This window comes from Brevibacterium otitidis, assembly GCF_042429315.1.
GTDB classification, from domain to species: domain Bacteria; phylum Actinomycetota; class Actinomycetes; order Actinomycetales; family Brevibacteriaceae; genus Brevibacterium; species Brevibacterium otitidis.
The window spans coordinates 46,880-60,471 of sequence record NZ_JBHMAU010000131.1; the positions used below are offsets into that span (position 1 = coordinate 46,880).

8 protein-coding genes are annotated in these 13,592 nt (G+C 68.4%); 4 read left to right on the plus strand and 4 right to left on the minus strand.

Going from position 1 to position 13,592, the window contains the following annotated elements:
• Nucleotides 1-118 precede the first annotated feature (118 nt).
• The 3 genes from ACFFN1_RS15720 (at nucleotide 119) to ACFFN1_RS15730 (ending at nucleotide 3,764) form a co-directional block, all read left to right on the plus strand.
• The gene (locus ACFFN1_RS15720; protein ID WP_376841824.1) at nucleotides 119-1,126 is read left to right on the plus strand and encodes an SGNH/GDSL hydrolase family protein; all 1,008 of its coding nucleotides are present in this window, start codon (nucleotides 119-121) and stop codon (nucleotides 1,124-1,126) included.
• Nucleotides 1,123-1,803: a Maf family protein gene (locus ACFFN1_RS15725; protein WP_376841825.1), complete on the plus strand. Its 681-nt coding sequence runs from the start codon at nucleotides 1,123-1,125 to the stop codon at nucleotides 1,801-1,803. The genes ACFFN1_RS15720 and ACFFN1_RS15725 overlap by 4 nt, the downstream gene beginning before the upstream one ends.
• A 170-nt stretch (nucleotides 1,804-1,973) precedes the next feature.
• Entirely contained in the window at nucleotides 1,974-3,764 is a 1,791-nt protein-coding gene (locus tag ACFFN1_RS15730) for an acetyl/propionyl/methylcrotonyl-CoA carboxylase subunit alpha (RefSeq protein WP_376841826.1), read from the plus strand.
• 260 nt (nucleotides 3,765-4,024) lie between these two features.
• Here ACFFN1_RS15730 and ACFFN1_RS15735 read toward each other — a convergent pair whose 3' ends face one another.
• A complete protein-coding gene (locus ACFFN1_RS15735; RefSeq protein ID WP_376841827.1) occupies nucleotides 4,025-5,461 on the minus strand; it encodes an NAD(P)H-quinone dehydrogenase in 1,437 nt (478 codons plus the stop codon).
• Nucleotides 5,462-5,699: 238 nt separating this feature from the next.
• Nucleotides 5,700-6,281, minus strand: a complete 582-nt coding sequence (locus tag ACFFN1_RS15740) for a gamma carbonic anhydrase family protein (protein ID WP_376841828.1) — start codon at nucleotides 6,279-6,281, stop codon at nucleotides 5,700-5,702.
• 316 nt (nucleotides 6,282-6,597) lie between these two features.
• On the opposite strand from ACFFN1_RS15740, the gene ACFFN1_RS15745 reads away from it, so the two are divergent.
• Nucleotides 6,598-6,846, plus strand: a complete 249-nt coding sequence (locus ACFFN1_RS15745) for a WhiB family transcriptional regulator (RefSeq protein ID WP_376841829.1) — start codon at nucleotides 6,598-6,600, stop codon at nucleotides 6,844-6,846.
• An 83-nt stretch (nucleotides 6,847-6,929) separates the two neighbouring features.
• Here ACFFN1_RS15745 and ACFFN1_RS15750 read toward each other — a convergent pair whose 3' ends face one another.
• Both ACFFN1_RS15750 and ACFFN1_RS15755 read right to left on the minus strand, forming a co-directional pair.
• Complete coding sequence (locus ACFFN1_RS15750; protein ID WP_376841830.1) at nucleotides 6,930-8,435, minus strand: sensor histidine kinase; 1,506 nt, start codon at nucleotides 8,433-8,435, stop codon at nucleotides 6,930-6,932.
• A gap of 86 nt (nucleotides 8,436-8,521) precedes the next feature.
• The gene (locus ACFFN1_RS15755) at nucleotides 8,522-13,360 is read right to left on the minus strand and encodes an NAD-glutamate dehydrogenase (protein ID WP_376841832.1); all 4,839 of its coding nucleotides are present in this window, start codon (nucleotides 13,358-13,360) and stop codon (nucleotides 8,522-8,524) included.
• Nucleotides 13,361-13,592 lie beyond the last annotated feature (232 nt).

Below are 13,592 nucleotides of genomic sequence, written 5' to 3' on the forward strand. Positions count from 1 at the left end.
TGTCACGCTGCCGACATGGTCTGCTGGCACGGTCTGCCTGCGGCTGCGCTGCTGGTGAGGCCGTGCAACTGTGCCGCTTATAAGGGATTAGACTCGTGCGGGACGGGAAAGGACGGTCATGCAGCGAAGAACCGCGACGGCACTGTCGCTCGGGCTGGTGCTGCCGGCAGCGCTCGCCGGCGGTGTCTACGGGCTCATGCGGCTGCAGTCGATGCGGCTGCGGCAGGCCTTCGACGACGACGTCGCCGCAGCCGCTGTCCCCCAGCAGTCCCGCCTCGTCGACCTCAGTGCCCCGCACAGCCGGGCGCTCGAGGACGTCGACGGCGACACCGAGCACCTGCCGGCGCTGGCCGTCATCGGCGATTCCTGGCTGGCCGGCATCGGCGTCGGCCGCCGCCGGCGCACACCTGCGATGCTCATCGCCCGCGGCCTGGCGGCACTGACCGGACAGCAGGTGCGTCTGCGCTCGACTGCGCAGGCCGGTGCGCGCGCCGATGACATCCTCTCGCAGGTCAACTCGATCCTGGCCGATCCGCTGCTGCGCCGCTCGCGCATCGGTGCACAGCCGCCGCGCTACGCCGTCATCGCGATGGGCAGCGCCGATGTCATCCACCCGATCACCGGCTCGATCGGCCTGCCGGTCCTCACCACCGCGCTCAACCGGCTACAGCGCGAAGGCGGCTACCGCGTCATCGTCCTCACCTGCCCCAACCTCGGCAGTCTGCCGGGCATCCCACAGCCTCTGCGCACCCAGCTGCGCCGCTCCTCCCGGGTGCTGGCCGGTTCGCAGTGGATGTTGGCGGTGTCCGCCGGAGCGCTCCCGATGTCGCTCAACACGGTGCTCTCCGGGACAACCAAACAGTCGCTCATCCGCACAGACGGCCGCTACCCCACCGCGCTCGGCTATGCGCAGCTGGCTGCAGCCGTCATCCAGCGCATCACCGTCGATCTGGAGCTGCCCCAGACGGTGACCGAGGATCCGGAGACTCGACCGAGCTGGCCCGCTGAGCTGGACGAGGAGCCTCAAGCCGCCGAGGAGGCCCAGTCTTCCGCGGAGGAGGCCGACTCCGCCGAGGAGACCGATCCGACCGAGGACGCCCACCGCACCAAGGAGACCCACCCATGAGCGCTGTCATCCTCGCCTCGGGATCGCCCTCGCGCTACACGACCCTCACCTCTGCTGGAATCACCCCGCAGGTCATCGTCTCCCACGTCGACGAGGCAGCCCTGCAGGCCGCCCATCCCACCGCCTCGGTCGCGGAGCTCGCACAGCTGCTCGCCGCAGCCAAAGGACGCGAAGTCCTCAGCCGGATCATCGCCGATGCCGCACTGCTCCCGGCAGCGCCGGCCGGCCCGCGCGTGCTCATCGCCGCTGATTCGATCCTCGAACTCGACGGGACGCCGGTGGGCAAACCCCACACCCCCGAACGCACCCGCGAGGTATGGCAGGCGATGGGCGGACGCACCGCACAGCTGCACACCGGACACTTCATCGCCCGGCTCGATCCGGTCGGCACCCCAGAGCAGCCGGCGTGGCAGGAAGCCGGCAGCCGCACGCAGACAGCCAGCACGACGATCCACACCGCTGCCTTGAGCGACGCGGAGATCGACGCCTATATCTCCACCGCCGAGCCCTTCGACGTCGCCGGCGCCCTCACCATCGACGGTTTCGGCGGCGCATTCGTCACTGGCATCGAAGGCGACCACCACAATGTCATCGGGCTGAGCCTGCCACTGGCGCGCACGCTCGTAGGCGAGCTCGGCGTGGCCTGGCACCAGCTGTGGGACATGAGCACCCAGTGAACCGGCACCTCGGCCACGGGCCGCGCTGAGACAGGCCGTGCTGAGAGTCCCGGCGACGCGCCCGAGAGCGCTTGAGAATTTCGCGCACCGATTTTGTTGATCGCCGACAAGAGTTTGGCGCTGGTCTCTAGATTGATACCGTTCCCTTCGTTTCATGCCCAGGAGATCAGATGACCGAGCCCATGCGGCAGTACTCCCCCACCGTGGAGCAGCGCCGGATCGAACGGGTCTTCATCGCCAACCGCGGTGAGATCGCGCTGCGCATCATCCGTGCATGCCACGACCTCGGCCTCACCGCCGTCGCGGTGTACACCAAGGCCGACGCCAATGCCGACTTCGTCCGGCTCGCCGACGATGCCTGGGCCCTCGACGGCACCGGTCCGGCCGAAACGTATCTGAGCATCGAGAAGATGATCGCCGCCGCCCAGCGCGCCGGCGCCGATGCCGTCCACCCCGGCTACGGCTACCTCGCCGAGAGCCCCGACTTCGCGCAGGCCGTCCTCGACGCCGGGCTCGTATGGGTCGGCCCGCCGCCGCTGGCCATCGACCGGCTCGGCGACAAGGCCGGCGCCCGTGCCGTCGCCGAGGCGGCAGGAGCCCCGATCACGCAGGGTTCCGATGGTGCCGTCGACGGAATCGACGATGCGCTGCAGATCGCTGAGCGGATCGGCTACCCGATCGCCGTCAAGGCCGTCTACGGTGGTGGCGGCCGCGGCTTCCGCACTGCTGCGAATGCTGCTGAGCTGCCCGATGCGCTGGCCGGCGCTTCCCGTGAGGCGCTCTCCGCTTTCGGGCGCGGCGAGTGCCTGCTGGAGCAGCAGATCGTCAATCCCCGCCACATCGAGACCCAGTGCATGGTCGATGGCACCGGCCGGGTGCTCGTCGCCTCGACCCGCGACTGCACTCTGCAGCGCCGCAACCAGAAGATCATCGAAGAGGCGCCGGCTCCGTTCCTCACCGAGGAGCAGGTCGCCACCGTCACGCAGGCATCGCAGGCCATCCTCCGCGAGGTCGGCTACGTCGGTGCGGCCACCTGCGAGTTCCTGCTCGGTGAGAACGGCGCGCTGACCTTCATGGAGGTCAATGCCCGGATCCAGGTCGAGCACACCGTCACCGAAGAGGTCACCGGCGTCGATCTGCTCGCCTGGCAGCTGCGGATCGCAGCCGGCGAGACCCTGCCCGAGGCGTTCCCGGCCCCGCGCGGACATTCGATCCAGTTCCGCATCAACGCCGAGGATCCGCGGCTGAACTTCTTCCCGGCCACCGGCCGGATCGGCCGCTACATCGAACCGGCCGGCCCCGGAGTGCGCGTCGATGCCGGCGTGCACCACGGCATCGAGGTCGGCGTCGATTTCGATCCGATGATCGCCAAACTCATCGTCACCGGTGAGGACCGCACACAGGCGCTCGCACGCGCACGCCGCGCGCTCGGCGAATACACCATCAACGGTGTCAAGACGCTGCTGCCCCTGCACCGCCGGCTCGTGAGCGAACCGGCCTTCGCCGAGGACTTCAGCGTCTCCACCCACTGGCTGCAGAAGACTTTCATGCCGACGTACGACGATCCGGAGGATCCCATGACACAGCAGACGCAGAACAGCCGCGAGGTCATCGACATCGTCGTCGAGGTCGAGGGCCACCGGATGACGGTCAAGGTCCCGGCCGAACTGGCCCGCCCTGCCCAGGCCGGCTCCCGCCCGCGCACCGGCCGGCTGCGCCGCCGCGGCTCCAACCGCACCGATGACGCAGCAGCGCTCACCGCGCCGATGCAGGGCACGATCGTGTCCGTCAACGTCGAGCCAGGCGCTGTCGTCGAGACCGGCGACACTCTGGCCGTCATCGAGGCGATGAAGATGGAGCAGCCGCTCAAGGCGACCCGTCCGGTGACAGTGTCGAAGATCTCAGTGGAGCCGGGCACCGCCGTCAAGGCCGGCACCGTGCTCATGGAGTTCGAGGACTGACACCGCGGCCGCTGCCGGGGAGCCGATGCCCGTGGAGCACTGCATCCGCGCGCACCTACGACTAAAGTCGTAGACCCTAGACGAAAGTCCGATTCCCGCCGGAAAGGGGCCATGCCACAATAAGACTGCCAATGGTGGCCGTCCCGATCCCCCATGCAACAGCGGGTGCGCTCGATATCATTCGAGTGCACCCGCTTCGCGTATGCCCGGCGGCGCTGCCTGAACCGGCTGCCCGGCAGCGTTGGCTGCGCCGGCAGTGCTCAGCTGGCGTGGTGATGCAGCTTGCGCGCCGCTTCGGTGATGGATCCCGACAGCGAGGGGTAGACGGTGAAGCTGGAGGCCAGCTGGTCGACGGTCAGCCGGTTCTCCACCGCCAGGGTGATCGGCAGGATGAGCTCACTGGCCTTCGGTCCGACGACGACACCACCGAGGATCGAACCGGAGCCGCGGCGGGAGAAGATCTTGACGAAGCCGTCGCTGATCTCCTGCATCTTCGCCCGCGCATTCGTACTCAGCGGCTGGGTGACGCATTCGATCTCCTTGCGGTCCTCCTCGAAGTCCTTCTGGGAGAAGCCGACGGTGGCGATCTCCGGGCTGGTGAAGATGTTCGAGGCGACATTGCGCAGCTTGAGCGGGGCGACGGCATCGCCGAGGGCGTGCCACATCGCGATCCGGCCCTGCATCGCAGCCACCGACGCCAGCGGCATGACCGAAGTGCAGTCGCCGGCGGCGTAGATGCCCGGCCGGGAGGTCCGCGAGACACCGTCGACGACGATGTGCCCGGAGTCCTCCAGCTGCACACCGGCCGATTCGAGACCGAGATCCTTGGTGTTCGGGATCGAGCCGACAGCCATGAGGCAGTGGCTGGCGTTGACCTTGCGGCCGTCATCGAGAGTGACGAGCACACCGTCATCGGTGCGGGTGACCGATTCGGCACGCGAACGGGAGAGCACGTTCATGCCGCGGGAGCGGAACGCCTTCTCCAGTACATCAGCGGCATCCTTGTCCTCACCGGGCAGCACGCGGTCGCGCGAGGACACGAGCGTGACCTTCGAGCCGAGCGCATGGTAGGCCGAGGCGAACTCCGCACCGGTGACGCCGGAGCCGACGACGACGAGGTGCTCCGGCAGCTCGTCGAGGTCGTAGAGCTGCGTCCACGTGAGGATCCGCTCACCATCGGGCTGGGCGCTCGGCAGCTCGCGCGGGTGGGCGCCGACGCAGATGAGGACGACATCGGCTTCGAGCTCGTACTCATTGACCTCGTCCTCGACGACGTGCACCGTGTGCCGGCCCGACATCCGGGCCGTGCCCTTGATTGCCTTGACGCCGGCCTCGACGAGCCCGTCGTAGATATCGGTGGCCTGCGCATCTGCCAGGTGCTTGATCCGCTTGTTGATGGTGCCGAGGTCGGCACGGGCGGCACCGCGTTCGATCGGCGAGGACGTGCTGTCCTCGGGCCCGCGCAGGCGGATGCCCAGCGGTCCGGAGACCTCGATCTGGCCCATGAGCTCGGCAGTGGCGATGAGCGTCTTCGACGGCACGACGTCGGTCAGCACCGCAGACCCGCCGCAGCGGTTGCGCTCGATGAGCATGACATCGGCGCCGAGCTGACCGGCCACCAGCGCGGCCTCGTAGCCGCCGGGACCACCGCCGATGATGACGACACGGTTCTGGGAGGGATCAAGTACGTTCTTCACAGTCTCATTCTCTCAGCGGCAGGCAAGTCGATGGCATGACAGCGGCGGCGCTGCGGCCGCCCCTGTCGTTCGGTTCCATCCTAGTGTGTGAGCTCCGGCTGCCTTAAGCGGCCGGCGCTTGGGCCCCGGCTCGCTCAGGCAGCGAGCGCATCTGCCTGGGCGCCCGCGGCCTCAGCGGTGGGCCGGAATGCGGCCCGCATGGCAGCCTCAGCGTGCGGCCCGCATGGCCTGTGGGGTCTCAGGTGATGGTGGAGGTGATCGCCTCGGCCGGGCTGATGCGCCGGCCCTGTGTGGCATGCTGGCTGGCCAGCCCCAGATAGGTCTGGGCGTTCGTGTGGATGTGCTCGATATTGGCCTCGGTGAGCTCCCGCCGCACCTTCGCCGGCATCCCCGCCACCAGCGATCGGGCCGGGATCTCGGTGCCCTCCAGGACGAGCGCGCCGGCGGCGACGAGGGTCTCCGGGCCGATGACCGAGCCGTTGAGCAGCGTCGAGCCCATGCCGATGAGGCAGTCATCGGCGACCGTCGCACCGTGGACGAGCGCGCGGTGGCCGACGGAGACGCGGGCGCCGATCGTCACCGGCACCCCCTCATCGGAGTGCATGACGGTGTTGTCCTGCACATTGGTGTCCGCTCCGATCGTGATGGAGCTCGCCTCGGCGCGCAGCACGGTGCCGTAGAAGATGCTGCTGCCGGGCCCGAGGCGGACGTCGCCGATGAGCGTGACGCCCGGAGCGACGAAGGCCGTCGGGTGGATCTGCGGTCGGATATCGCCGAGGGCGATGATGCGCACATCGCTCAGGTCGCTGATGGTGTCCATGATCACAGCCAAGCAGAACCGCAGCCGCCCGGCAAGGGGACGCCGGGCTTTCGTCGGCCGCTGAGTGCTCGCAGGCTGCCGGTTCGCGCCGCCGGAGGTGCGAATCGATTTGCGATGCGATGGGCGAGGGCGCAAAATGAGAAGATTGACGGAGATTGTCGGAAACTTCACACTCCCAGACTCTTGTGCTGTCCTGCCACATATGTGAACCTGGTGGACACAGCGACCATTTGCCGTCGCCTGCCTGCTGTGTGCGCCGCGTCTGCGGCTGGCACCCCGATGCAGGAGGGCGACTTCCGCTCCAGGAAAGGACACCATGGATTGGCGCCATCGCGCGGCTTGCCTCAATGAGGATCCCGAGCTCTTCTTCCCCATCGGCAACACCGGCCCCGCTCTCCTGCAGATCGAGGAGGCCAAGAGTGTCTGCCGCCGCTGCGAGGTCGCCGAGGTCTGCCTCCAGTGGGCGCTCGAATCCGGTCAGGATGCCGGAGTCTGGGGCGGTATGAGCGAAGACGAACGCCGCGCCCTCAAGCGCCGCGCAGCCCGCGCCCGCCGTGCCGGCTGATCCCGAGCACCCCACAGCTTCTCACGCAGCGCCCGCCGTCGACCGACCGACGGCGGGCGCTGCGCATGCCCTGGCCCCCTGCGTCAGCGGTCGCGGCCGAGCGGCACGTCGATGATGACTTCGGTGCCGCCGCCTGCGCGCGGCTGCCACGTGATCGTGCCGCCGAGGTCGGTGGAGACGAGCGTCTTGACGATCTGTGTGCCCAGCCCATTGCCGGGCCCTCCGCTCTCCGGCAGGCCGGCGCCGTCGTCAGCGACGGTGACGCGCAGCCGTTCGCCGGTGCGCTCGGGCATGACCCAGACGGTCGCCTGGATCCGCTCATCGGTCTCGGGCTTCTCGAGGCTGAGGGGGAAGCCGTGTTCGACGGCATTGGTCACCAGCTCGGTGAGCGCCAGCGCCAGTGAGGTCGCATCGACCGAGGAGATCTTGCCGAAGCTGCCGGTGCGCTGCAGGGTGATCTCAACGTGGGGACTGGCGAGCTCCGGGGTGAGCTTGAGGCCCTTGTCGACGATCTCATCGAAGTCGACTTCGCTGTCGAGTCCCTGGCTGAGCACATCATGGACGACAGCGATGATCGAGACCCGGCGGGTGGCCTCCTCCAGCGCTTCCTTCGCCTCGGCCGAGGAGATCCGCCTCGTCTGCAGGCGCAGCAGAGCAGCCACCGTCTGCAGATTGTTCTTCACCCGGTGGTGCATCTCGCGGATCATCGCATCGCGGCCGAGCAGCTGCCGGTCGCGACGGCGGATCTCGGAGACATCGCGCAGCAGCACCGCCGCACCGATCCGGTTGCCGGCACGGGTGAACGGGATCGCCCGCAGGGTGACGGTGACGGCACCGGCTTCGACTTCGGTGCTCCACGGGGCACGTCCGGTGAGCACGACCGGCAGTGTCTCATCGACGGGGCGGGCCTGTTCGACGAGCCCGGAGAACACCTCGGCGAGGTACCGGCCCTCCAGCTCATCGTCGTGGCCGAGGCGGTGGATGACGGAGATGCCGTTGGGCGATGCGTAGCGCACCCGGCCCTCACGGTTGAGCACGACGATGCCGTCGCCCACCCGCGAATCGCCGCGATGGCTGGCGGCGTCATCGTCGAGGTACGGATAGTCGCCTTCGGAGATCATCGTCAGCAGCATCGAGGCGCACGCCCGGTAATTGCGCTCCAGCCGGGAGGACACGCTGCGGCGCAGCTCCTCAGTGTGGCGGGTGAGGACAGCCACCGTGCGTCCTTCGCGGACGACGGGCACCACCTCGGCGCCGGCAATCGGAGCGGCGGGATCCTCCAGCTCTTCCGGCCCTGGGGCGAGGATGATCTCCTGGCTGTCCCAGGCGCGCTGCATGAGCTCGGATTCGACCGCATCGGAGAGCAGCCCGATCGCATCCTCAGGGTAGGCGGTCGCACCGGTCGTCGGACGGCAGTGAGCGGCGGCCCGGAACCGGCCCGGCGCCTCGGTGTCGGGGACCCACAGCAGCAGGTCAGCGAAGGACAGATCGGCCAGCAGCTGCCAGTCGCCGACGAGGACGCTCAGCCATTCGACATCCCGCTCATCAGCGATCTCCTCGCTGGCGTCGATCTCCGTCGATCCGCTCATCCTCTCACTCCCCTGCTGTTCTGCGGCTCGGCTCCCTGCCGCCGGGCCCTGGGCGATGCCCGGGACCCGGCGGGGCAGGAAGGCGATCAGCTCTCTTCGGACTGCCAGACCGTCGAGCGGACCATGCCGCGCATCATCCGCATGAGCACCGACAGCGGCGCCTGCGTGACGGTGTCGAGCTCGCGGACCTCATCGATCGTCTCGAGCACCTGGGTGAGCGAGGCCTCGTTGCGCTCCCGCCACTGGGCGATCCGGTGCGCGGCCCGCTCAGCCGGGGTCGCGCCCTCGGCCTCGGTCGAGGACAGCACCGCATGCACAACAGCGAAGACCGCCTGGTAGTAGTCATCGCGCATCGCGCCGCGGGCCAGCGCCGACCAGCGGTCGGAGCGGTCGAGCTTGCCGATGAGCCGCAGCAGCTCGGTGCCCGAGACCAGGTCGGTGACCTGGTAATACGCCTCGGCGACGTCCTCGCTGTGCAGGCTCAGACGGTTGGCGATCTGGGCGATGTCGAGCAGCGGGAACTCATCGAGCAGCGCCGCGGCCCGGTAGGCCACGGACTCCGGAACCCCGTCGTCGATGAAGGACTGCGCATTGGTCTCCAGCTCCTGCGCGTCAGCGCTCTGGAGCATCTGCGGCACACGCGGGCGCAGCTGGTCGAGGATCGAACCGTAGCGTTCGATGCCGGCCGGCACGTCGAGCTGCGTGGGCGCCTGGTGGGCGAGCCAGCGGGAGGCGCGGTCGAGCAGCCGCACATAGCCGTGCTGCAGCCGGACCTGGACGGCGGAGTCGACGAGATTGTCCAGCGCGCAGATGTCATCGAAGTGGCTGTCGAGATCGAAGATCTCCATGACCACCGAGTAGACGCGGGCGATGTGCGGGATCGACGCGCCGGTCTCCTCGCCCATGCGGAAGATGTAGGTCAGGCCGCCGCGGTCGACCATCCGGTTGACGAGGTGGGCGGTGGCGATCTGGCGGCGCAGCGGATGATCGGCGAAGTGCTCGCCGAAGCGCTCGGCGAGGCTGGCCGGGAAGTAGTCGAGCAGATGCTGGTTCGTCCACTCCTCCTCCGGCAGCTCGCTGTCGAGGATCTCATCCGCAGCGTTCATCTTGACGTAGGCCAGCAGCACCGCCAGCTCCGGCGAGGTGAGCCCGCCGCCGGTCGAGGTGCGGTTGGCCAGCTGTTTGGTCGTCGGCAGGAACTCGACGGCGCGGTCGAGGTCGGCATGCTTCTCCAGGTAGCGCATGAGCCGACGGTGGGTGCCGGACATGACATCGGAGCCGTCGCGGGACTCGCCGAGCAGCACGTTCTGGCTGTAGTTGTTGGCCAGCACCCGGTCGGCGACCTCATCGGTCATCGACAGCAGCACATCGACGCGCTCATCGGCGCTGAACGCGCCGTTCTTGATGAGCGTGTCGAGCAGCAGCTTGATGTTGACCTCCTGGTCGGAGGAGTCGACGCCGGCGGAGTTGTCGACGGCATCGGTGTTGATCTTGACGCCGCCGAGCGCCGCCTCGACACGGCCGAGCTGGGTCGCGCCGAGGTTGCCGCCTTCGCCCACGACGCGGGCGCGCAGCTCGGAGCCGTTGACGCGGATGGCGTCATTGGCCTTGTCGCCGACATCGGCGGCCGTCTCCTGCTCGGATTTGATGTAGGTGCCGATGCCGCCGTTGTAGAGCAGATCGACCGGAGCGGTGAGGATGCCGCGGATGAGCTCATCGGGCCGGTACTGGCCCGGGCTCATGCCCAGCCGCTCGGCAGCCTGCTGGCTCAGCCGGATCGACTTCGACGAGCGCGGGTAGACGCCGCCGCCGGCGGAGAGCAGCTCCGGGTTGTAGTCCTGCCAGGATGAGCGCGGCAGCTCGAAGAGGCGGCGCCGTTCGGCGAACGAGGTGGCGGCATCCGGGTTCGGGTCGATGAAGATGTCGCGGTGGTCGAAGGCGGCCACGAGGCGGATGTGCTCGCTGCGCTGCATGCCGTTGCCGAACACGTCACCGCTCATATCGCCGATGCCCACGACGGTGAACTCCTCGGCCGCAGTGTTGACGCCGAGTTCGCGGAAGTGCCGTTCGACGGACTTCCAGGCACCCCGGGAGGTGATCGCCATCGCCTTGTGGTCGTAGCCGACCGAGCCGCCGGAGGCGAAGGCGTCGCCGAGCCAGAAGCCGCGCTCCTCTGCGATGCCGTTGGCGACATCGGAGAACCGCGCGGTGCCCTTGTCGGCGGCGACGACGAGGTAGGAGTCCTCATCATCGTGGATGACGGTGCGCTCCGGGTGGACGACGACATTGCCCTCGGCGGTGTATTCGAGGTTGTCGGTGATGTCGAGCAGCGCGTTGATGAACACCTTGTAGGCGTCCTGTCCGGCGGCCTGCCAGGCATCGCGGTCCTGGGCAGGGTCCGGCAGCTGCTTGGGCACGAAGCCGCCCTTGGCGCCGGTGGGCACGATGAGGGCGTTCTTCACCATCTGCGCCTTGACGAGGCCGAGGACCTCGGTGCGGAAGTCGTCCCGGCGGTCCGACCAACGCAGGCCGCCGCGGGCGACCTTGCCGAAGCGCAGGTGCACGCCTTCGACCTCCGGCGAGTACACCCACATCTCATAGGCCGGCTTGGGCTTGGGCACGAAGTCGAGCTGCGGCGGCAGGATCTTGAACACCGCCGCCCGCGGCAGGGATCCATCGGCCGGCTGGAAGACGTTCGTGCGCACCGTCGCGTCGATGAGCGAGAGCACCGCACGCAGCACCCGGTCGGCGTCGAGGCTCGTGACCTCGGACAGGGCGCGTTCGATGCGCTCGTGGATCTGGCCGATGTGCTCCTCGCGGGTGCCGACTGCCGGGGTCAGGTCCGGGTCGAACTTCGCGTGGAAGTAGCCGATGAGCAGCGCCGAGAGCTCCGGGTTCGAGGTGAACACCGAGCCGAGGTACTTATCGGAGTAGGAGAATCCGGCCTGGCGCAGGTAGTGGGTGAAGGCTCGCAGCACGGCGAGGTCCTGCCACGGCAGGCCGGAGACGATGAGTCGGTCCATGCTGCCGGTCTCGCGCAGCTTCTTCCAGCCGGCGGCGAAGGCCTCCTCGATGCGCTCGAAGTCCTGCGAGGAGATCTCGTCTTCGAACTCCAGACCGAAGTCGTAGATGTAGCGGGTGGAGCCGTCGGGCAGATCGAGCTCATAGGGTCGCTCATCGAGCACGGAGGCGCCGAGGTTCGACAGGAACGGCAGGATCTCCGACAGGCCGGCCGGGCTCAGCCGGTAGAAGGACAGCCGCGCCTGATTGCTCGGGGCGCCCTTGGGGCGGACCATCTTCACCAGCGGCTCATCGTCGCTGTCGAGCGTTTCGAACAGCGCGATGTCCTCCACCGCTTCCTGCGGGGAGTTGTACTCGATGTAGGAGGGCGGAAACGCCTCGGCCCAGGTGCGGGCGCGCTGCAGCTCGGCAGCGCTGTGGCGGGCGTTGCTCGGGGCCAGGTGCTCCCACACGTCCTCCGACCAGGAGCGCAGCGCGCCGGTGATCTCCTCGGCCACCGCCTCGGGGTCGGCCTGCGGCAGGCTGATGTCGCGGCGCACGCGGGCGACGAAGTGCAGCCGGGCGAGCGCGGATTCGGTCAGCAGCACATCGAAGTCGACGGTGTCGGCGGCATAGGCTTCGCGCAGCACTGCCTCGACCCGCAGCCGCGATTCGGTGTCATAGAGGTCGCGCGGCACGTAGACGAGCACGGAGACATAGCGGTCATAGGCGTCGCGGCGGATGAAGACGCGGGCTTCGCGCTTCTCCTTGAGGTCGAGGACCTGCATGACGACGGCGAAGATCTCCTCGACATCGGCGTGGAACAGGTCATCGCGCGGGTAGGTCTCCAGGATCGAGAGCAGCTCATCGCCGGAGTGGGTGTCGCGCTCGACACCGGATTCGCGCAGGATCCAGGCGACCTTCTGGCGGATGACCGGGATGTCGAGGACCGAGGCGTTGTACATGCCCGAGGTGTAGAGGCCGACGAAGCGGCGCTCGCCGACGATCCTGCCGGACTCGTCATAGGTCTTGACGCCCAGGTAGTCGAGGAAGCTGCGGCGGATGACGTGCGAGCGCGAGTTCGCCTTCGTCAGCACGAGCACGCGCGGCTCCTCGGCGCGGGCGGCGACGTTCGTCGTCAGCTGCGAGGTGCGGGTCGGCCGCAGCGCGGAGATGCCGAGTGCGGTGTCGTCGATCGCATGGAGGGCGAGCTCCTCACCCGAGGTGTCGAGCGAGTATTCGCGGTAGCCCAGGAAGGCGAAGCGGCCGTCGAGCCATTCGAGCAGCTCGGCGGCTTCAGCGGCCTCCTCGGCGAGCTCCGGGCGCGGCGCGGTGGTGCGCAGCTGCTCAGCGATGGCGCGGGCGCGGTCGCGCATGGCGTCACGGTCGGCTTCAGCGGCGATCGTGTACTCCAGGACGCGGGCGATGCGCTCGCGCAGCTCCTCGAACGCCTCTTCGGGCACCTGGTCGATCTCCAGGTGCACCCAGGATTCCTTCGCCCGCGCGGCAGCAGAGGTCCCCGGGGTGATCGTCGGCAGCACCGAGGTGTCGGTGGTGGTGCGGGAGAGCTCGTTCGCGGGCACGAGGCTGAGCTTGCCGCCGGAGCGCTCGGTGACGATGATCGGGTGCCGGACGGCGCGGATGTTGTGCCCGGCGCCGGTGAGCTCGGAGATGACCGAGGAGAGTGTGTAGCGGGTGTCGCGCAGCACAATGTTGATGACGGTGCGGTTGCCGGTGTAGTCGGCGTCGCTGGTGGCCGGGTTCCTCACGTCGACGACCGGGGTGGTGCCGTCGAAGGTGGCAGCCACCTCATAATGGCGGGCTGCGGCAGCGGCGAGGACCTCGGGACCGTAGGTCTCATACTCGGCGTCGCTGATGCGGGGGAAATATGCGCGGATGAGTCCAGTCGGAGGGATCGATCCCATCTGGTCAGTCCACGCTTGAGCAATCTCGGTCGAGCGGACCTCGGTCACTATGCCACCTTCTTGTCGATCGGTAGTTGAAGCGAGAGACAGCAACGTCGCTGCCCGCTTCCAACTCTAGTCCCGAACCGCGCTGTTTTCATGCTGTCGGCGGCCCCAATTCAGGCTGCCAGCGGCTCCGTTCCACACAGCCGGCACCGTGCGATCCATGCAGCCGGCACTGCGCACTCCATGC